This window comes from Flavihumibacter rivuli, from assembly GCF_018595685.2.
Classification (GTDB): domain Bacteria; phylum Bacteroidota; class Bacteroidia; order Chitinophagales; family Chitinophagaceae; genus Flavihumibacter; species Flavihumibacter rivuli.
The window spans coordinates 1280285-1301805 of the sequence record NZ_CP092334.1 but is presented as its reverse complement, the minus strand read 5'-3'; the positions used below and the strand labels follow the sequence as shown (position 1 = coordinate 1301805).

Genomic DNA, 21521 nt, shown 5'->3' with positions numbered 1-21521 from the left:
GGTTAATTACTTCTTAATGGGAGCCTTTTCAGCAACCAATTTACCCTTGTAGTACAATTTTCCTTCGCTCACGTGTGCACGGTGACGAACATGCAGTTCACCAGTTGTGCTATCAGTGCTCAGGGTAGCTGCTTCTGCCTTGTAGTGAGTCCTTCTCTTGGCACTACGCTGCTGTGAATGTCTGCGTTTCGGATTTGGCATATCTCAACAGTTTATAAAATACAAAATCAATTATCCAGGTCTTCCTTAAATTTCTCCAGGCCCTTCCAGATGGTGGCATTGGAGTCCTTCTTTTCTTCAGGTTCCATTTTCTTCAGCATTTCCAACACCTCTTTATTGCAGAATGACCCTCCGATCTCTTCTTCTTTGCACATTTTCTGCATGGGCAGGCTGAGGTTGATGAATTCGAAGATCCAGTCGGCTACATGAATGTGGCTTTCTGTGCGGGAAATGTAATAAACGTCAGGATCTTCTTCCTGTTCGTTCATTTCCTCCGGGTTGTCAACAAGCTTTACCACTATGTTGAACTCATCCCAAAGGTCCCAGGGAAGGGCATTGCTCCCGCAACGGTCGCAGGTCACTTCCACTGTTCCGCCGATTTCGAATTTCAACAGCATGAATCCGTTCTTCTTGTCGAGGCCCAGTTTTACCTGCGCCTTGCAATTACGGAAGTCCTGCTGGTTATACGCTTCAAAGAACCTGTCGTCAATGGTATAGTTATACTCGTGAACGCCGGGTTTCAATCCCACAAAAGCTATATCAAATTCCCGCTTGCTGGTCATGAGTACCTTTTTTAAAGGTTGGCAAAGGTAGGAATAAATAATTAAAATTCAGGGTGGAAAGGCAAAAAAATGGCTAAAGTTTCGATACAGCTGCAATTTACCCCCAATTTTCGCCTCAGGGAAATGAAATTTTGGGGTCTGGGACTTGTCCACAGCTGGCCTGCCAGCCCGGCCGGAGGGCAAATTTAGCTTTTGGTATTTGGCCAAAACCTTTAACTTCGGGCCGCTAAATTGTCCCTTACACAGGCATGAACCAACTCTGGATGATATTTTACGCCTATATGGCTTTCCTCAGGAGTGCCTGTGCCAACGTGCCATGACCGGCTTCCTTTCCTGACTTCTTTTATTGGCTTCCGGTTCATCCCGGATATTGATCCCTTCCCTCTGGAAGTGGCTTCACGCATGTACCTATTTGTTCATTCATAATAAAAACATCTACATGAAGAATGTTGCTGTAGTTGGACTCGGCAAGGTGGGTTCATTGGTTGGAACCCTGCTGAGCGACATTTTCACCGTTACCGGTTTTGACCAGAACAAACCCGCTACCGATGTGCCTTTTAACGTGGTAACCGGTAGTATCAAGGACACCGCTACCCTCGAGGCCTTCCTGGCCAAGCAGGATGCCGTTGTTTCCTGCCTGCCTTACAACCTTAACCTGCCTGTTGCCCAGGCTGCCCATAAAGTGGGTATCCATTATTTCGACCTGACTGAAGACGTACCTACCACTTCTGCCATCCGTGAAATGGCCAAGACCTCCAAGGGCGTAATGGCTCCCCAGTGCGGCCTTGCCCCCGGTTTCATCGGTATCGTAGGTGCCGATCTGTATAAGCGTTTTACCAAACTCCGTGATGTGGAACTGCGCGTAGGCGCCCTGCCCCGCTATCCGAACGGCCTGCTGGGCTACTCCTTCACCTGGTCACCTGCCGGCGTGATCAACGAATACATCAATGATGCCGAAGTGATCCACAACGGCGAACGTAAGATGGTGCCTTCCCTGGATGGTATTGAAATGATCAATATCGAAGGCCAGGAGTTTGAAGCCTTCAGTACTTCAGGTGGACTGGGTACCATGTGTGAGACCCTCGCTGGAAAGGTAGATACCCTTAACTACAAGACCATGCGTTATCCTGGCCATGCCAAGTTGATGCGATTCCTGTTGTATGAATTGATCCTGAAGGAAAAGCGTGAACTGGTGGAGCAGATCCTGACCGAGGCCAAGCCTCCTGTAAGGGAAGATGTGGTATATGTATACGCTGTTGTGGAAGGCTGGAAGGGCGACCTGATCGCACGTGAAGAATTCTACAACGCTTACCATCCCATTACTATCAACGGTAAGGAGTGGAGGGCGATCTCGTGGACCACTGCTGCATCTGTTGCGGCGGTTGTGGAAATGGTGGCCAATGGCCAACTGCCCCAGCAGGGATTCATCAAGCAGGAAGAGATCCCCTTTGAAGCATTCCTGAAGACAAGGAATGGTGGCCTGTATGCGAATCATTCATAACAAAATGTAGAATCATGTTGAACAATACTAACGGTCTGGACCAGGTGCTGGGCGGCTTGATGCGCCGTTATAAGGAACGCGTACCCGATGTTCAGGGAGTGATCAATGCCATGGTCAGTGAAGGTGTTATCAGGGATGGTGATGAGATCGAGAACGATCATATCGCTTTCCGCACCATGGGGGTTCCCCAATTGGGAATCCGCTCATTGGAGAAGATCTTCCTGCATTACGGGTATAAGCGGATGGAGCACTATTTCTTTCCTGAAAAGAAACTGGATGCCTATTGGTATGCTCCCCCGGCAGAGAAGTATCCCCGCATCTTCATCAGTGAATTGCGCGTGAAGGACCTTTCCCCGGAAGCACAACGCATCATTACCTCCTATACAGATGAAGTGACTGCAGACCCGGTTGGCCAACTCAACCTGGATGATGCGGAAGCTGTTGACCGTTTCCTGCACAGCGGCCTTTGGAGGACCCCAAGCCTGCAGGATTTCAAAGCACTTGCAAAGGAAAGCGAATATGCGGCTTGGGTGATCTACAATCGTTATTACCTTAACCATTTTACGGTAAGTGTACATAACCTGAAAGAAGGTTATGATACCATACCCCTGTTCAATGCCTTCCTGGAAAGGAATGGTTTTGTACTGAATGATGCGGGTGGTAAAATGAAGACGAGTCCCGACGGCCTGCTGTCCCAAAGCTCTACCGTTGCAAGAATGGTATTGGCTGGTTTTGCAGGTGGTGAACAGGAAATGATCGCCGGTTCCTATGTGGAGTTCGCTGAACGCAAGGTGAAGGAAGCCTTCAGGGACCTCCCCAAGGCAGAGATAAAGCGGGAGCACCGCAGGGAAGGTTTTGAGGCAGGAAATGCTGACAAGATCTTCGAGAGTACCTACAGTACACAAACGCAGAAAGCGATATAAGAAAGACCGGGAGTGATCCCGGTTTTTTTTATGGTCAGGATGATGCTTTGGCAGTCCCCTTCAGGGGGCAACTACCCCAATTCAACCCTCGAAATGAGCGGTTTATCCGGAATGGTTTTAAAATCATTAAATCGGTCGTAGCTTCGGGGGAAAGGCAGTAAATGTTGCAGCTATTGGCCCCCCTTAATTATTCCAGGAAGGAATCATGGATCGGTATCCTATTGGTACCGCCCATGGCCATTGCAATGAATTACCTCATCTTCAAGGAAGCCTATTTCTCTTCCATAGGAAATTTCTTTGGGGCTACACTGATCACTTCTTTGGTGATCGCTTTGGTTTATGTGGCTTGCGGTATGGTGGCCACCATGATGCGCAATAAGTATCCCAAGTATAGCCAGACCTTCCGTCGCATCCTGCTCAGCCTGGCCCTGTATGTGCTGATCATGATCGCCGGTATCAGTATCCTCTTTTGGGGCTATGATTACACCAGTTTCATGGGCTATAGCATCAGCATGCATGACTATGGCTGGGGGTTGTTGCTGGGAGTGGGTTGTAACCTGCTGGCCACCAGTTTCAATGAAGGTGCGGCTTTTTATGAGAAGTGGCGGATGCTGGTAGATGAAGCGGAGCAATTGAAAAAAGAGAACCTGCAAAGTCAGTTGGAAGGCCTGAAGGGCCAGGTAAATCCGCATTTCCTGTTCAATAGCCTGAATTCCCTTTCCTCCCTGATCAGTGAAGACCCGGTAAAGGCCGAGAAATTCCTGGATGAGATGAGCAAAGTATACCGTTACCTGCTGCGTACCAATGAGGACGGCCTGACCACACTGGAATCAGAGATGCAATTCATCCAGTCCTATTTCCACCTGCTCAAGACACGTTATGGGGATGGCCTGGAAATGGAGGTGAAGATCGCTCCCAAATACCTGTCCTACCAGATTCCCCCGCTTACTTTGCAAATGCTGGTGGAGAATGCCGTTAAGCACAATATGATCCTGCGCGATAGCCCGCTAAAGATCATGATCATGACCACCAATAGCGGGAAACTGATCGTGACCAATAACCTGCAGCGGAAGGACAGGAAAGTTACTTCTACCCGTGTTGGGTTGAATAATATTGTTAACAAGTACCGCCTCATGAAACAGGAAGAGATACTGGTAAGGGATGATGGTAAGGAGTTTGCTGTGGTACTGCCCCTGATCCAGTTTTAGGGGTAAAGACCTGGCGGGTTACCGATCCCTCATTATGGCCGCAGGCCATGATGGTTCCACAACGACTCAGTCGATATTTTTAACAAACCATACAGGATTGGATTGCCTGTCCCGGGCATTCTGGTTATTTTGCCGGCAACATACCTTAAACCTTTTCATTCAGGAAAATCATGGCTATGAAAGTGCTGATCATTGAGGACGAAGAACTGGCAGTAAAGAAGCTGCAAAAGACCCTGCAAACGGTGGATGCCGATGCGGAAGTAGTTGGTGTCACCGACAGCATCCGGGCTTCTGTGGCCTGGTTAAAGGAACATCCGTCACCGGACCTGATCCTGATGGATATTGAATTGGCGGACGGCCAAAGCTTTGAGATCTTCGAAAAAGTGGAGGTGAAGAGTACGGTCATTTTCACCACTTCCTACGACGAGTATGCCCTTAAGGCCTTCAAGGTAAACAGTGTGGATTATCTGCTGAAGCCCATTCAAAAGGAAGACCTGGAACAGGCCCTGGAGAAATTCCGGAAGCTCAAGAAGATTTATGGAGGGGGAGAGCCGGCAGGTTCGAATTTCAATGTGGAAAGCCTGGTCAAGGAATTGCAGCAACGCCTGCAACCACGCGATTACCGCAAGCGATTCCTCGTGAAGCATGCACAAAAACTGGTGAGTGTGGAGGTGGAGGATATCGCCTATTTCTACAGTGATGGAAGGGTTAACTTCTTTAAGACAAATGATAACCGGAAGTTCATTGTGGATTATACCATGGACGAGCTGGAAGAAATGCTGGATCCCGACCTTTACTTCAGGATCAGCCGGTCCTTTTATGTTTCGATCGATGCAGTTGACCAGATCCACGAGTATTTTGGTAACAGGCTCCTGCTGCATCTGAATCCGCCTGTTGACAAGGAAGCCATAGTGAGCCGGGAGAAGGTAACGGAGTTTAAGAAGTGGATGGGTAAATAGGCTTGCCCCATCTGTTCATAGCATAATTTTGCAGAAATGCCGTTCATGTCCTGAGCGGCATTTCCAGTCTGATATAAGTGCCATTCATGGGAGATGTGCTGATCTCCAGCCTGCCATTGATGATAGCTGCCCTTCTTCGCATATCATTCAAACCCCTTCCCAGGCCCGTTTGCTCCAGGTCAAATCCCTTGCCATCGTCCTGCACTTCAAGGATCAGTGTGCCCTTCCTGTGGCGTAATTGTACAAAGATGTGGCGGGCATTGGCATGCTTGATGGCATTGCCCACAGCTTCCTTGAAAATGGAAAGCAGCTCATAACGGTGCTGCATATCCGACTCCTGCTCATTGATCTCCGGGTCCGCTTCAAAACCCATATGGATGCCGGAGAGGTGTTCCTGTTCCTGCAGGTGCAGCTTCATCCTATCCAGCATTTTATGCAATTGGTCATTATGGGGATTGATGCTCCACACCATATCGTACAGGGATTGTACCATCCGGTTACTTGTTTCACTGATATGGTTGATGTATTCCCTGGTGCGGCCGGCGTCATGATCGACCTTGGTCTTGGCCAGTTCGCTGGAGATGTTGATACTGCTCAGGGTATTGCTCATGTCCTCCGTTAAACTGGTGGCGATCTTGGTTCGTATACTTTCGGTTGCCCGTAACCGTTGCATCCTTACCCTATCCAGCCAGTAGAGGAACCCTATTGCCAGGAAAACCATCATACCCATGAACCAGTAGGATCTCCAGAAGGGAGGCTTTACCTGTATAAGCAGGGTGGTGGTATGGGTAGATTCCAGGCCATCGGCATTGGTGCATTTTACCTTGAATACAAAATTCCTGTAAGGAAGGTAATTGTAGATGGCCCTGTGCTCGGTGGTCCGGACCCAATCCTGATCAATACCTTCCAGCATATGGTAATAGGTCAGCTGGTTCTGGCCCAGGAAATTCATGGATGCGTATTCTATGGAAATGGAGTTGTTTTGATGGTCCAGCTCCAGTTTAGGCATGGAAAGGATGCTGTCGGTTGATTGCCTCCTGCCCATTACATGGATCCCTGTTATGGTAACATCGGGAGGAGCAGACTCGCGTAATACCTGGGATGGGGTGAAGACCAGGAAATTATGCTCGGTAGTAAAGATCAATTGGTCGGGACGGATCTTGAAGGCTCCTCCGGAATTCAGATTTTCGTCGGTAATTCCATCCCTTTTGTCAAATAAGGTAAAATTGTTCTTATCCAGGTTCCATCTGCACAAACCATTTTGCAATGCGATCCATACCCTTCCCTGTTCATCTTTTTGCAGGTAATAGGCAGTATTGGTAGGGAGTCCATCATCTGTTGTGATAATGGTGGAAGTTTTCCTTTTGGTGTTCAATTTGGTAATAGAGGTGTTGGCGACGATCAGTATGCTGTCGTTATACCGCAGGATATCTGTCGGGGAATCATTGCCAAGTCTCCATTTACCAGACCCCTGGCTGCTCATGATATGATCCAGTATCCGTCCTGTTGCAGGATCAATATGATAAATTCCCTTTCCAAGGGTGGCTACCCAAAGGGAACCATCAGGGTCCACATTGATTTTATGGATCAGGCCCAGTCTGTGAACCACACTATATCCTTTCCTGTGATCGCCTCCCGATGCTTTAAGGTCCCATTTGACCAATAGTCCACCCTGGGTACCGAGCCAGAGGTTTCCCTCCCTGTCTTCAGCGATCTGCCTGATGGTTCGCTGTTCGAAAATAGGCAGGAAGAGGCTGGTGGCTTTCTGGGTAGAAGGGTCATAGACCTTCATGTAGCCGGTTTGTTCACCGATCCATATTTTTTTCGTCCTGCTGTGTTCATGGATTGACCAGATGGTCATGGCATCATACCAGGGGGCAAGAGCGGCCGGTGGCATGATCGGGTTAAACTGCAGGTCATAACAATACAATCCCTTTCCCCAGGAACCCACCCAAACCTGGTTGTTCATGACCCGGGTAACGGAAGTGATGGATTTATCGATGAATTGCTTCCGTCCAGGCCTGACCAGGTGATAGGTGGTAAATGGTTGAAGGTCGGGATTAAAGACAAAGATGCCGTTCGATGTGGAAAGCCATAGGTTTTGTTGCTTGTCCTCGAAAAGGTGATGGGCGTTATCAAACCGGAGTTGGTTATTATCGGCAGGACTTGGTGCAAGGAAGTTCATGGAAGTGTGGGATGGATCGAACTCTGCAATAAAGGGTAAGCCATAGATCCATTTCTTTCCACTTTTTTGGGTAAACCAGCCGTGGATCTCGGTATATACCCCGTCGATCTGGTTGTTGATCATGATCTGGCTGTGCTTACCGGAGGCTAACTCATACCAGTGCGCATAAGGCCATGCGCTGTTCAGGGGCCATGAAGAACAGGCAAAATAGCCCTTGCCGGACTGCGCTTCAATGGCACCGATCCTTTTATGGCCAGCGAAGGATTCGATTACGGGATTCCTATCGGGATTGTTCCCAGGGTAATTCAGGTGCCTGGTTCGGGTGTTGTAAACGGCCAGGCCCGAATCAGCACCAAACCAATAGGTCCTGCTGGCTGAATCACAGGTGAAGTCATAAAAGAACCAACCTTTGGGATAGGGGATGCTTTGCCCTGCCGGTTCAAAAACAAAGGTCCTTTCATTGAGCATAAAAGGAGCCTGCCCGGCGATAAAGAGGATGAGCCTCCCGTCCCAATCTTCCATCAACCTGGCCGGCGCATACACATTCATGGACCTCGCTGGCATATTGATGGCAACCCGCTGGTAGGCAAATTGGCTGGCATTGAAGATGCCCACGGAATTGTCCTCATTGATCAGCCAAACCCTATCCTTCCTGTCGGCGTAAACTACTGCCACATTGTTAAAGGGTATGCTGGATGGCCTGTTTCGACTATGCCTGAATGTTATGAACTTCTCTCCGTCGAAACGCTGCAATCCATTAACAGTGGCCAGCCATATATAGCCTTTCTTGTCCTGCGTAACATTGTAAACAAAATTGGAAGCAAGGCCATTCCCGGTTGTATAATGCATATAGGAGTATTGCTTGGCCTGCTGCGATGAGGACAAGAAGGGAAAGCATAGTACAGCAAGGATGGAAATGGTTAGCTGTTTCAAGTAATCCGGACAATTCATTCAAATATAATACGCATAGCGTCAATTTCGCTTGATGCCTGAACCATTTTGCGATCAGGCGGATGAATTGGGGAATTTTGGGTGTTGATTGTAGGATAGTGGGGATACAGCCATGTTAGGGCATGGAAGGGGAATTTGGTCATCTGGCAGTTGATCCATCAAAAAAGACGGTTCATGAAGGTTCGCTATTTCCTGTCCAGGTAATCGGTGTAGCATTGCTACCAGAATTAAACCTTATCCAATTTTTATGGCAACGAATAGTTTTTACCAGAATGGGCTGGTTCCTGAAGGCAGTGAATTGGCTGGGAAAAGGATCCTGTTTGCGAATGTTCCTGCCGATGGCCATTTCAATCCCCTTACCAGTTTGGCTGTCCACCTGCTTTCATTGGGATACGATGTGCGGTGGTATACCAGCTCCCTATATGAAAATAAGGTAAGGAAACTGGGCATTCCCTTCTATCCCTTCCGCGAAGCGAAGGAGATCGATGCCAGCAACCTTGACCTGGCTTTTCCGGAAAGGACAAAGATCAACAGAAAGATCGCTAAACTGAATTTTGACGTGATCCATTTCTTTGTCGCAAGGGCGCCGGAATATTATGCCGACATGATGGAGATCAGGAAGGAGTTTCCCTTCGACCTGGTTATCGCCGACTGCGGATTTGCCGCCATTCCTTTTATTACAGAAAAGATCAGGGTGCCGGCCATTTCAATTGGGGTATTGCCCCTGGTGGCATCTTCCAGGGATCTTCCCCCGAGCGGTCTGGGGATGAAGCCCTCCAGGAATTTCCTGGGCAGGATCAAACAGGACCTGTTGCGGTTTATGGCATTCAAGATCCTCTTCAGGAAATCCAATGTATTCCTTCACCGCCAGTTGGATGAATACGGCATCCCCCATCAAGGCGAGAACGTGTTTGATATGGTGGTGAGGAAGTCGACTCTTTTGCTGCAGAGTGGCACCCATGGGTTTGAGTACGAACGTTCAGACCTCAGTCCGCATATCCATTTTATTGGTCCCCTGCTGCCCTATTCCTCACCAAAGAAAAAGATACCCTGGTTCCATCCCAAGCTCAACCGTTATGAGCGGGTGATCCTGGTAACACAGGGAACAGTGGAGAAGGATATTAGCAAACTGATCATTCCTACCCTGGAAGCGTTCCGGGAAACAGAAGTATTAGTGGTGGCTACCACAGGTGGCAGTGGCACTTGCGAGTTAAGGGAGCGTTTCAGGGATGACAATTACATTATTGAAGACTTTGTCCCCTTTGACGACATCATGCCTTATGCCGATGCCTATATCACCAATGGGGGCTATGGAGGGGTTATGTTGGCCATTGAGAACAATCTACCCATGGTAGTGGCAGGCATCCATGAAGGAAAGAATGAGATCAATGCGCGTATCGATCATTTCCGCCTGGGAATCAACCTGGCAACAGAAAGACCCAGCAGTGAACAGATCAGGAAGGCTACCAGGGAAATATTTGCCAACCCAGTGTATCGGGCCAATGTGATCAGGCTGGCTGCGGAATTCGCTTGTTTCGACCCGCTCCGGATCACCGCCGACAAAGTGGCCGGATTACTGGGGCAGCCAATGGTGGCAAACCGGGAGAAGAATGTGTTAACCCAGGTTTAACAAATTTCCCGCAACAGGATTGTAACCTCTTTGGTCAAACATCGTCAGATACTGCATAAATGGGATGCACCTGAATCACTTAGGAACCGGATGAACACAACACCCGTTGATGAAGTGAGTTCAAAAAATATCCAAATCAGTTATCATTTACCATTAAACCTTAGACTATGCGCCGTTTTAATCTTTTCAAGTCCTCGCATAGCACCTTGCGCTCTCAACTGTTTGAGACCATGCAAACCCTGCAGTTCGCCAATTTTAACCATCATGGCGAACGGGAGGAAGTTTTCAACATGATCGAAGACCTGGTGCTTGCTATTAACCGCCATGCGGAACAAGAGGCCAATTTTATTATTCCACTTGTGGCCAATGCCTTTCCGGGGGTGACGGGGCCTTTCAATAGGGAAGACCATGTTTGGACCGTGGCCGACAGGCTTGTCCACCGCATCAGCTTCTATGAACAAACCGGTTCCCCCAGGGTGAAACGTTTGACAGAAATAGCCATCAGGAACGCCTTCCTGCGATTTGTGGATTATGTGCTGGCTGGTATGCAACAACAGGAGGAACAATTGAATACCCTGCTGTGGGCTGAATATACAGACGAAGAACTCCGGAATATCCAGAACAGGCTGGAGAACCAGCAAACCATTTCCGAATGGTTGAACAACAGTATCTGGATGGTCCGTGATATGGATACAGAGGAGATCGCCAAATGGCTGATGAGCATGCAACTGAGCCTGCCTACCCAGATGTACGAAATGCTGGAGGACCATATTGCGTCCCACCTTCCCTTCCTTCGCTGGGAACAGGTCGCCAACCGGATGATGGCAAGGGGAATGGTGGCGTGAGAGGGGTTTTCGCTAACCAGGATGGGATGTGGACACCCGCCTGCGCTAAAGCTTCGGCGGGCGAGGTGTGGGAATGTGACTTTACGCAAACTATTGAATTAAGGAGGAACTGTACAATTTTTTAACCCCATCGGGGGCTCCTGAAAGGGCTACCGTGTACCCACATCTTCACCTCATCAGGGTCTCCCGCAGGGGACCCTGATGAATAGCAGGTTGAAAATTCATCGGGGCTCTTGAAGAGTACCACTATGGGGTGAAAAGATTTACCCCCCACCCGTCGCCCCCGTTTTGTCTTATGACCAACGGGTAGTTGAAAGATTAGCTTAACTGTTGGATGCATTAATATTTCACCTTTTATACATCGGGGTCCCCTTCGGGAGACCCCGCTGGGGTATAAAATGTGACTTTATGCAAACTATTGAATTAAGGAGGAACTGTACAATTGTTTAACCCCATCGGGGGCTCCTGAAAGGGCTGCCGTGTACCCACATCTTCACCTCAGCAGGGTCTCCCGCAGGGGACCCTGATGAATAGCAGGTTGAAAATTCATCGGGGCTCTTGAAGAGTACCACTATAGGGTGAAAAGATTTACCCCCACCCGTCGCCCCCGTTTTGTCTTATGACCAACGGGTAGTTGAAAGATTAGCTTAACTGTTGGATGCATTAATATTTCGCCTTTTATACATCGGGGTCCCCTTCGGGAGACCCCGCTGGGGGTATAAAAAGTTGTGGGTACACGGTAGCTCCCGAAGGGAACCCCAATGAAGAGATCGAATGAGTTGACAATATTACCCATGGTGCAAAAAAGGGACCCTATATGGTTTAGAGGATGGAAATGAAAAGAGGCTGTATCAGTTATTGATGCAGCCTCTTTTCATGTAACTAAGCTTTATTGAAGGGCAGGAAATATCACAAAAAAGCGACCGAAAAATTTTCGGTCGCTTTGCTTTTATCGTTGCTTATCCTTTTGGTGCAGCGGGTGGCGGTGGCGGGGTGCCGGGTTGGAAGGCCGGAACCACATTCTTCACTGGCTTGGTAGAAAGGAGGTAATGGTACATCGCTTTCAGGTCCTCATCGGTAAGTTTGGCAAAGTTTCGCCAGGGCATTGGCGGCATGATCGGACGGGAATTGTCCAAACCTTTTGACTTGCCTTCGCGGAGTGCCTTGATGAACTGCTCTTCCTTCCACATACCGATACCGGTTGAATCAGAACTGATATTGGCAGCATAGGTAGTTCCCCAGGGGCCAATGGCTACGGTCAGGTCCATCGAAAACAAGGCCCATCCCTTATTCAGCATTTTGGCGCTATCTACGGGCGGCAGGGGAGAACCGGCAAGATGGCCGGCAAAACGATGCTCCATGTCCAGTTCCGGACCTTGGGGGCCCATCACTTTGGGAGAATGACAATCGTCACAGCCAATGGTATTGACCAGGTATTCCCCTCTTTTGATCAGTTCTTCCTTGGTCATGGCTGTTTTTTCTGTTTCAGCCTTTTCACCTGCCGGGGTATTGCAGGCCGTGGTAGCGGCAAGTACAAGCACCGCCAGTACTGACGCAGATAGTATGATCCTTTTCATGTTGGTATGTATGTAATTAGTAATCGAGTAAAATTGGGTCTAGCACACTATGTACTGAAGGCGCGTGATCTTTCTCAATGACCGTTGGAATAACGGTGGTAGTGGAATTCTTATCGCTACAAATACCTAAGGAGGACGAGCCGAGTGCATTCATTAACCGCTCTTCAAACCCTTTAAGGGTCGGATAAACTGCCGGTAACAGCAAAAAATATCCTATTAAATATAGCGATTTCATATCAAAGGTTTAATTCTACTGCCAAATTAGGATTTTGGTGTGGGCGCCTATTCCAGATTTGGTATGAACTGTAGAATTTGCCGTTTAAAATGGGTTTTTTGGGATTGCCTTGTTTGCTATTGGGTGAGGATAGTCAAAGCTGGCTTTGATATGCGTCATGGTCCGGGACACTTCGGCTGGCTAAATTAGCCCTGAATACCAACCTATGGTTCCAGAACTTATCATTCCTTTCTCCCGGCTTTCACGCGGGGATGTTGCACAGGTGGGCGGTAAAAATTCCTCTTTGGGTGAAATGCTGACCCGGCTTGCCCCTGCAGGCATAAGGGTACCCGATGGGTTTGCCACAACTGCGGGAGCTTTCCGCTATTTCCTCCAATGCAATGGGCTGGATAACCGCATTGCAACTGAATTGTCCAGGCTGGAAAGACCTTCCTACGCCAACCTCAGGCAGGTTGGGGCTGCGATCCGGGAGATGATCATGGCGGCCAGTATGCCCCATGACCTGGCCAAAGCTATAGTGGAAGCTTACCGGGAATTGGGTAAACAAGGCATTAACGATGTGGCCGTCAGGAGCAGTGCAACGGCTGAAGACCTGCCCGAGGCCAGTTTTGCCGGCCAGCATGAGTCCTACCTGAATGTGAGTGGGGAGCAGCAATTGCTGGCGATGGTGCAGAGCTGTATGGCCTCCCTTTACACCGACAGGGCCATTAAGTACCGTGAAGACAATGGGTTTGAACATGATTTGGTAGCCCTTTCGGTTGGTGTACAGCAAATGGTAAGATCAGATATCGGCTGTGCCGGTATCGGCTTTACACTAGAACCGGAATCAGGTTTCCGCAATATCATCCACCTGAGTGGGGTATGGGGATTGGGGGAGAACATTGTCCAGGGAACGGTGAACCCAGATGAGTTCCTGGTTTTCAAACCTTCCCTCCGGCAGAAGAAATTCCCGATCGTCCAGAAAAAAATGGGTGACAAGGCAAAGCGCATGATCTACGCCGTTAACGGGAGTGGGGAAAGTTCAACAGTGAATGAGCCTACCCCTGAAGCGCTGAGGAACCAATGGGTATTGAGTGACGAGGAGGTGATCCTCCTGGCGGAATGGGCTTTGGTGATCGAATCACATTATGGTTTGCCCATGGATATTGAATGGGCAAAAGACGGCAATAGCGGGCAATTGTATATTGTGCAAGCCAGGCCCGAAACGGTACAATCCAGGCGGAACCCGGCGCTGCTCATAGAATACGCCATCCATACCAAGGGCAAATGCCTTGGGAAGGGACAGGCCATTGGCTCATCCCTGGCCACCGGTCGTGCTGTTCTCTTGCAATCACCAAAGGAATCAGACCGGCTGCAGGAGGGGGATATTGTTGTAACGGATATTACCAGTCCCGATTGGGACCCTATACTGAAGAAGGCTGCTGCCATTGTTACCAATAAGGGCGGAAGGACCAGTCATGCGTCTATAGTTGCCCGTGAGTTGGGGGTGCCTGCTGTTGTGGGTTGTGGAGACATTACTTCGCATTTGAAGGATGGCGAAATGATCACGGTATCCTGCTGCGAGGGAAAGACCGGTTTCATTTATGCGGGGCAGTCAGCATTCGAAAAGCATGAGATAGACCTGACCACCCTGCAAAAGCCGAAAGAAACAAAAGTGATGTTGATCGTGGCAGACCCGGAAAAGGCCTTCCAGCTTTCCTTTTATCCCAATGATGGCATTGGGTTGATGCGCATGGAATTCATCATCAACCACTCGGTGAAGGTCCATCCCATGGCCCTGGTGAAGTTCAACGAGGTAAAAGATGCGGAAGTGATAAAGGCCATTGAGGACCTGACCCTTCATTACCCGGATAAGCAACAGTATTTTGTAGATAAACTGGCGGAAGGCATAGCCACCATTGCAGCAGCCTTCCACCCTAACCCGGTGATCGTCAGGTTAAGTGATTTCAAGACCAATGAATATGCCAACCTGCTGGGCGGAAAGCAATTTGAACCGTTGGAAGAAAATCCTATGCTGGGTTTCAGGGGCGCTTCCAGGTATTATCATCCCCTCTACCGGGAAGGTTTCAGGCTTGAATGCGCAGCCTTGAAGAAAGTAAGGGAGTCGATGGGACTGGACAATGTAAAGGTCATGGTGCCCTTCTGCAGGACAGTTGAAGAGGGCCGGAAAGTTTTGGAAGTGATGCAGGAGTACGGACTTGACAGGAAGCTTGATCCCAGCCTGGAAGTGTATGTAATGGCTGAGATCCCCAGTAATGTGTTGCTCGCAGAATCCTTTGCTGAATATTTTGACGGCTTCTCGATCGGGTCCAATGACCTCACCCAGTTGACACTGGGCATTGACCGCGATTCTGCCATCATCAGTGAATTGTTCAGCGAGCAGAACCCGGCTGCCAAGGCCATGATCGCCACCATGATCAGGAAAGGGAGGAAATTGGGAAAACCAGTAGGGCTCTGTGGCCAGGCACCGAGCGATTACCCTGAGTTCGCCAGGTTCCTGGTGGAAGAAGGGATCAGCAGTATCTCCTTTAATCCGGATGCACTATTGAAAGGCATCGAGAATATCAGGGTGGCAGAAAGGGAAAAGGAAAAGGCACCCTGATACCAGGAAAGAAAGGGGCGTTGTTGTTTAAGGGGCACAGGTAATACCTTTAAAGGCCCAAATAAATTTTGAAAAGGAACCTATAAAAAATAAGCCATGATAGGAACGCTGACCAGTTCAGAAATGAAAGCATTGCTGGAGCGGAATAACCTGGGCAGGATAGGTTTTTCAGATGGGTTTACCCCCTATATCCTTCCCATCAATTACCGGTATTCCAATGGTTATATCCTGGCCCATTCAAGGCCGGGCAGCAAGATTGCTATCATGCGGGAGAATCCAAGGGTTTGTTTTGAAGTAGAGGAGATCCGGGACAATACCAACTGGCATACCGTGCTGGCCATTGGTGAATTCCAGGAGATCAGGGACGAGCGCGAAAGGCAGCATGCCATGCATGAATTCAATACCCATTTGATGCACCTGAAACTCAGTTCAACCGCAACCATTGGAAATCAACCGGACCTTTTCCGGAAAGAGGGGAGCCTCAGGCCGGTGATCTTCCGGATCATCATCCAGGAACTTACCGGGCGATATGAGGTGATCGGGGGCTGAAATCTATGGGTTGTTCTATACTTATCTTGATCCCGATCTTTCCATTCATTTAACCGCATTTTTATCCCTTCATCCCATTTCACAACGCCAGCGGGCAGCATTGATTATTTTGAAGCCCCCTTCAACTCCTGTTCACTATAGCCCAGTAAAGGAGGGAAGTTTCAATGCATATGGCCCAGAATTTACTTCCAACATTAGTTGTCGATATTTTTCAATCGTTACCGGATAAGTACAAAAGGTTAAACGGTGCGATACTTTGTCTTCTCCTGTTTTCCTGTATCTCGCCCCTTCAGGCCCAGCAACGCGACGGGGAGAGTTTCCAGAAGGAGTACAGGTTGCCCATCCGAAAATCAACCGTACCCATTCAGGTGGATGGGCTGTTCGATGAACCCGTTTGGCAATATGCAGCAAAAACAGGTCCCTTCTGGCGCAAATACCCTAATGATGAGGGCCGTCCGGTGCGCAATACAGAGGTTCGGGTAACCTTCGATGATAAATTCCTATACGTGGCTTTTACTGCTTACGATTCCGGAAAGGCTTTTGTGACCAGCCTTAAGCGGGATGTGGGGCATGATGGGAATGATGGGGTGGCCATTGTGTTGGATCCACTCAACCAGCGGGCCAGTGGTTTCTTCTTTGTGGTAAATGCCTTTAATGCCCAATCCGAGGACCAGCTTACTTTTACGAGTGATGGCCCGAATTTCAGTTGGGACAATAAATGGTATTCAGCTACCAAACGTTATCCCGACAGATGGACGGCCGAGATCGCCATTCCCTTCAAGACCTTACGTTACCAGCCTGAGCGAAATACCTGGGGGATCAATTTTGTTCGCATCGATACCAAGACCAATGAGTATTCGGTTTGGACCCATGTACCTGTAAACTTTAGGTCCTATGATCTCGGTTATACGGGTGCGTTAGTATGGGAAGACCCTGCGCCTTCCGCAGGAAGTAATATTTCATTCATCCCCTATATTACCGGAACCGGATTGAGCGATAAGGAGAATAATGTTTCCCCGGAAGCCGATTTCAATGCAGGCTTTGATGCCAAGATAGGACTAAGTTCTTCGATGAACCTTGACCTTACGGTCAACCCCGATTTTTCACAGGTAGAGGTTGACCGCCAGGTTACCAACCTTACCCGTTTCAATATCTTCTTTCCGGAACGGAGGACATTCTTCCTGGAGAATGCAGATCTCTATTCTGATTATGGAACACCGGGTATCCGGCCCTTCTATTCAAGAAGGATCGGGTTGGATAAGAATGGTAACAAGATACCCATTCTAGGGGGAGCCAGGCTAACGGGAAGCCTTACGAAGCGGATGCGTGTTGGGGTAATGAATATGCAGACCGGTCGAAAAGGTGATTACGCGCCGGAAAATTATACTGCCGTTTCCGTGAGCCAGCAGGTTTTGAAGCGTTCCTCCATCAGGGGATATTTCCTGAACCGGCAGTCATTCATGACGGATGCTGAAAAGAAGGCTGACCCGCTGAATGAATACGGCCGCAATGCCGGTGTTGAGTTGGGGTATTCCAACCTTAAGGGGAATTGGAACATTTGGGGCACTTACCATCATTCCTTTAAACCCGGTATCAACAGTGATAACCAATTCTTCAATTCAGCGTTGGTTTACCGCGGACGTAACCTTTCCGCCATTGTTGATTTTGGGAACCTTGGAACGAACTATTATGCCGATATGGGTTTTATTGAGCGTATTGAGAATTATGATGCCAGCAGGGATACGTTAGTGCGACTGGGATACAAGTACAATTTTACGGAATTGGAATATAAGATGTTCCCGAAAGGATCCAGCCTGGTGCAGCATGGCATTTCCCTCAGTAACTATTATGTGTTGAACCCGGATAATAGTTTCAATGAGAACAATACGGATATCAATTATAACATGCAGTTTGCGAATACCAGCTCAATTTTCGCGAGTGTAGAGTTTAACCAGGTTCAATTGCAGTTCCCGATCTCTTTTACCGGGGCAGAGCCCCTGCCAAAGGGTTTTTACCAATACAGGAATGTGTATGCGGAGTATTCAACTGATTTCCGTAAGGCCTTGAGTGTTAGCCTGGGCGCGGGCACAGGTGGATTCTACAATGGTACCAATACACAGGTATCCGCTACCATGAATTTCCGTCACCTGCCACACCTCAATGTATCCTTAAAAGCAGAGTATTACAAGCTGACCTTCCCTGAGCCTTATGGTTCGGAGAACCTCTTATTGCTGGCGCCAAGGGTGGATATCAATTTCACCACCAGCCTTTTCTGGACCACATTCATCCAATACAATACCCAGCGCAACAATATCAACATCAACAGCAGGTTCCAATGGCGCTTCAAGCCAATGAGTGATATGTTCCTGGTGTATACGGACAATTATTTTTCTGATCCCTTATTCAAGAACCGGAACAGGTCCATCGTATTCAAGTTGAATTACTGGCTGAACCTGTAAACCATTTGGATTGCTTACATCACAGCTATAAATAGCTGTTGTATTTAATTTGTGGTGTAGGGTACAGTGGGTAATTTCGCAGCCTAGACCGACCCCATGCAGGTCAGTTTACAATCCGACAAAACCAATTGAATAGTATGGCAAAAACAATTATTACCATTAACAACAATGGCTCCCTCAGGGTGGAAGGGGATTTCGAGATCCGGGATAAGGAAGGAAACTTGTACGACCTGGGCGGCAGGGAATTAGTAAGCCTCTGCAGGTGTGGACTTTCCCAGAACAAGCCCTTCTGCGATGGATCCCATAAGGGACATTTTGAGCATGAAGCGAAGGCTTTTGCCTTGCCACCAAAAAAGACTACCTGATCCCGGCGTGGGATTGAAAAAGGGATGGCCAGGCCATCCCTTTTCTTTTTAGGACGGATGGAAGCCATGAGAATACTGTACATTTAGTTTTCCACCAGTAAAGTATTGCCCCGAATGTTTAGCCGGTTAAAAACATTAGTCGAGTCCCAAATTTCACTCAGTCGCCAGGAATGGCAGCAATTTGAGTCAGCCTTCACATTCAGGCAGGTGCCCCGGAAATTCATGTTGGTAAGGGAGGGGGATATTGCCAGGGAACTCTATTTCGTCAATAAGGGGGTCTTGCGGTTATTTTACAACAAGGAGGGAGAGGAAGTCACCGGCTTCCTGTTTAGTGAAGGATTGTTTGCCAGTAGTTATGAAAGTTTCCTTCGGAGGGCGCCAAGTATCCAATCATTGGAAACACTGGAAGATGCAGACCTGCTGGTATTGACCTCTGATGCATTGGAGAAGCTATACCAAGATGTACCCAGGATCAATATCCTAACCCGGAAGATCGCTGAACAGCGGTTCATCAATGCCCAATTATTGCTCTCTTCCTTTATCATGGAAACGCCCGAGGAACGATACCGGAAATTTGCGGAGCAGCATCCAGAGATCCTGCTGAGGGTTCCCCAACACATCATTGCGTCTTACCTGGGTATAACACCCGTATCCCTGAGCCGTATCCGCGCCAGGCTTTCTTCGAAGTAAACAGACCGATTCCTATTTCTTTACAATTGTTAAGGGATCAGCCCTGGTGCTGGTGCTAGCTTTGCTCCTACCAAAATGGCCAATCAGTAATGGCCAATCATTTTATCCAGGCTGAACAGCCATCGGCAAAAACACAATTATGAAACAAAGTATCAGGACAGAGATCATCATCAATTCCAGTAAGGAAAAGGTCTGGGAAATACTCACCAGCTTCAGCGAGTATGCATTATGGAACCCATTTATTGTGAAAAGTGAAGGTAAGGCAGAAGCAGGTTCAAGACTAAGGAATACCATGCTCAACAATGGGAAGGAGCGTACCTTCCGGCCGATTGTGTTGAAAGCAGAACCCAACCAATCATTGGAATGGCTGGGCAGCCTTTGGGTCAGGGGGTTGTTTGATGGCCACCATTATTTCTACATTGAGGCTATCGGTAATGGACAAGTGAAGTTTACCCAGGGGGAGAATTTTTCCGGACTGTTGGTTGGTCCCATCATGAATGCCATTGGGGAGGATACCCGCAATAATTTTGTGAGGTTCAATAATGCCTTGAAGCAAAGGGCAGAGGAAATGGGCTGATGGGCAATTTACCATGGATTCAATGGGTTTGACCAAGGGGCTATGGCCGGAAATTCTTAAATTGTCGGTACCTTAAAACATCCAGATGTCCCCACTAGTGCTTTCCATCGAGGCCCTGATACAGGCGCCTGTCAGCAAGGTTTGGTCCATGTACACCGACCCGGCCCATATCGTCCATTGGAATTTTGCTACCCCCGAATGGCATTGTCCGCATGCCGAGAACGACCTGAAAAAAGATGGTTGGTTCATGAGCCGGATGGAAGCCAGGGATGGTTCATTTGGTTTTGATTTCAAGGGTAAATACCTGGCTGTTGAGCCATTTGAACATTTGGCCTATCAAATGGAAGATGATCGTGAAGTACAGGTTTCCTTTCACCAGGAAGGGGAAATGACCAGGGTGATCGGCAGGTTTGAAGCCGAAGCCACCAATAGCCCGGAAATGCAGCAGGCAGGTTGGCAGGCCATCCTGAATAATTTCAAGGCCTATGTAGAGGCCCATTCATAACCTGTAAAACCTTTCTTATGGGAAAGATCACCCCCTTCCTATGGTATGATGGCCAGGCGGCCGAGGCTGCAGCATACTATACTTCCCTTTTTCCCGATTCGGGAATGCAGCAGGCCAATCCCATGATCACCAATTTTTCATTGGGTGGCCAGGATTTCATTGCCATGAATGGTGGTCCCATGTTCAAGCTAAACCCTTCCATTTCCCTTTTCGTTACCTGTGCAACGGAAGCTGAGGTGAATGAACTATGGAATAAATTAAGTGAGGGGGCTTCTGTATTGATGCCCCTGAACAAATACGATTGGAGTCCTCGTTATGGCTGGCTTCAGGATAAGTTTGGACTATCCTGGCAACTGATGTTGGGAGATCCGGCGCAGGTAGGACAGAAGATCGTGCCCTGTATGCTCTTTGTTGGGAACCAGTATGGTAATGGCGAAGCTGCCATCAGGTTATATACCGGTATATTCCCGGGATCTTCCGTTAGCAGCCTATTTCATTACGGCCCGCAACATGCCCAAATGGAAGGAAAATTAATGCATGGGCAATTCCGGCTTGGCGATACGGTGATGAAGGCGATGGACGGTTTTGGTGATCACCAGTTTGGCTTCAATGAAGCATTCTCCTTTTTCATCCATTGCAAGGACCAGGAAGAAGTGGATTACTTCTGGGGTAAGCTTCTGGAAGGAGGGGGAATGGAACAGCAATGCGGGTGGTTAAAGGACAAGTTTGGGGTTTCCTGGCAGGTGGTGCCGGAGCGCTTCGCTGAGTTGATGGGGGGACCGGACCGGGCAAAGGCCGACCGGGTGATGAAGGCCTTAATGGGTATGAAGAAAATCAATTTACAGGTGCTTGAAGAAGCCTGAATTGGTTTTAGCAATGCACACTACTTGATCCACTTCCATTAACTCCCCTTATTGTGAGTTCTGGCTGGTAAAAATCAATTTGTTTATGGTATAAAATATGGGTATCTTTTCTTAA

General features: G+C 48.5%; 18 protein-coding genes. 14 read left to right on the top strand and 4 right to left on the bottom strand.

Annotated features, from left to right (window positions below):
* Nucleotides 1–6: 6 nt before the first annotated feature.
* Both rpmF and KJS94_RS05760 read right to left on the bottom strand, forming a co-directional pair.
* Nucleotides 7–201 (bottom strand): 50S ribosomal protein L32, encoded by a 195-nt coding sequence (gene rpmF, locus KJS94_RS05765; RefSeq protein WP_214446362.1) that lies wholly within the window; start codon nt 199–201, stop codon nt 7–9.
* Between the two features lie 26 nt (nt 202–227).
* Nucleotides 228–782 carry a YceD family protein gene (locus KJS94_RS05760; protein WP_214446361.1) on the bottom strand — a complete coding sequence of 185 codons (555 nt, stop codon included), beginning with the start codon at nt 780–782 and terminating at the stop codon, nt 228–230.
* Nucleotides 783–1221: 439 nt separating this feature from the next.
* On the opposite strand from KJS94_RS05760, the gene KJS94_RS05755 reads away from it, so the two are divergent.
* The 4 genes from KJS94_RS05755 (at nt 1222) to KJS94_RS05740 (ending at nt 5373) form a co-directional block, all read left to right on the top strand.
* Nucleotides 1222–2283: a saccharopine dehydrogenase family protein gene (locus KJS94_RS05755; RefSeq protein WP_214446360.1), complete on the top strand. Its 1062-nt coding sequence runs from the start codon at nt 1222–1224 to the stop codon at nt 2281–2283.
* A gap of 14 nt (nt 2284–2297) precedes the next feature.
* Nucleotides 2298–3206 (top strand): DUF1338 domain-containing protein, encoded by a 909-nt coding sequence (locus KJS94_RS05750; protein WP_214446359.1) that lies wholly within the window; start codon nt 2298–2300, stop codon nt 3204–3206.
* A 161-nt stretch (nt 3207–3367) separates the two neighbouring features.
* Nucleotides 3368–4414 carry a sensor histidine kinase gene (locus KJS94_RS05745; RefSeq protein ID WP_214446358.1) on the top strand — a complete coding sequence of 349 codons (1047 nt, stop codon included), beginning with the start codon at nt 3368–3370 and terminating at the stop codon, nt 4412–4414.
* A 176-nt stretch (nt 4415–4590) separates the two neighbouring features.
* Nucleotides 4591–5373, top strand: a complete 783-nt coding sequence (locus KJS94_RS05740) for a LytR/AlgR family response regulator transcription factor (RefSeq protein ID WP_214446357.1) — start codon at nt 4591–4593, stop codon at nt 5371–5373.
* 43 nt (nt 5374–5416) lie between these two features.
* Here the strand turns inward: KJS94_RS05740 and KJS94_RS05735 are convergent, their stop codons facing one another.
* Nucleotides 5417–8407, bottom strand: a complete 2991-nt coding sequence (locus KJS94_RS05735) for a ligand-binding sensor domain-containing protein (RefSeq protein ID WP_239804305.1) — start codon at nt 8405–8407, stop codon at nt 5417–5419.
* A 349-nt stretch (nt 8408–8756) separates the two neighbouring features.
* Between KJS94_RS05735 and KJS94_RS05730 the strand changes: the two genes are divergently transcribed.
* Nucleotides 8757–10139: a glycosyltransferase gene (locus KJS94_RS05730; RefSeq protein WP_214446355.1), complete on the top strand. Its 1383-nt coding sequence runs from the start codon at nt 8757–8759 to the stop codon at nt 10137–10139.
* Between the two features lie 167 nt (nt 10140–10306).
* Nucleotides 10307–10984 (top strand): hemerythrin domain-containing protein, encoded by a 678-nt coding sequence (locus KJS94_RS05725; RefSeq protein ID WP_214446354.1) that lies wholly within the window; start codon nt 10307–10309, stop codon nt 10982–10984.
* Between the two features lie 959 nt (nt 10985–11943).
* Here KJS94_RS05725 and KJS94_RS05720 read toward each other — a convergent pair.
* The gene (locus KJS94_RS05720; protein WP_214446353.1) at nt 11944–12561 is read right to left on the bottom strand and encodes a c-type cytochrome; all 618 of its coding nucleotides are present in this window, start codon (nt 12559–12561) and stop codon (nt 11944–11946) included.
* A gap of 440 nt (nt 12562–13001) precedes the next feature.
* On the opposite strand from KJS94_RS05720, the gene ppsA reads away from it, so the two are divergent.
* From ppsA to KJS94_RS05680, 8 genes are all read left to right on the top strand, one after another.
* A complete protein-coding gene (gene ppsA / locus KJS94_RS05715) occupies nt 13002–15398 on the top strand; it encodes a phosphoenolpyruvate synthase (RefSeq protein WP_214446352.1) in 2397 nt (798 codons plus the stop codon).
* 96 nt (nt 15399–15494) lie between these two features.
* Nucleotides 15495–15947: a pyridoxamine 5'-phosphate oxidase family protein gene (locus tag KJS94_RS05710; protein ID WP_214446351.1), complete on the top strand. Its 453-nt coding sequence runs from the start codon at nt 15495–15497 to the stop codon at nt 15945–15947.
* A gap of 170 nt (nt 15948–16117) precedes the next feature.
* On the top strand, nt 16118–18406 hold the full coding sequence (locus tag KJS94_RS05705) for a carbohydrate binding family 9 domain-containing protein (RefSeq protein ID WP_214446350.1): 2289 nt from the start codon (nt 16118–16120) through the stop codon (nt 18404–18406).
* A 137-nt stretch (nt 18407–18543) separates the two neighbouring features.
* Complete coding sequence (locus tag KJS94_RS05700) at nt 18544–18771, top strand: CDGSH iron-sulfur domain-containing protein (protein ID WP_214446349.1); 228 nt, start codon at nt 18544–18546, stop codon at nt 18769–18771.
* 114 nt (nt 18772–18885) lie between these two features.
* Nucleotides 18886–19461, top strand: coding sequence for a Crp/Fnr family transcriptional regulator (locus tag KJS94_RS05695; protein ID WP_256449994.1), 576 nt, complete (start codon nt 18886–18888; stop codon nt 19459–19461).
* A gap of 139 nt (nt 19462–19600) precedes the next feature.
* Nucleotides 19601–20038 (top strand): SRPBCC domain-containing protein, encoded by a 438-nt coding sequence (locus KJS94_RS05690; RefSeq protein WP_214446347.1) that lies wholly within the window; start codon nt 19601–19603, stop codon nt 20036–20038.
* Nucleotides 20039–20123: 85 nt separating this feature from the next.
* The gene (locus KJS94_RS05685) at nt 20124–20543 is read left to right on the top strand and encodes an SRPBCC domain-containing protein (RefSeq protein WP_214446346.1); all 420 of its coding nucleotides are present in this window, start codon (nt 20124–20126) and stop codon (nt 20541–20543) included.
* A 17-nt stretch (nt 20544–20560) separates the two neighbouring features.
* Nucleotides 20561–21406, top strand: a complete 846-nt coding sequence (locus KJS94_RS05680; RefSeq protein ID WP_214446345.1) for a VOC family protein — start codon at nt 20561–20563, stop codon at nt 21404–21406.
* Nucleotides 21407–21521 lie beyond the last annotated feature (115 nt).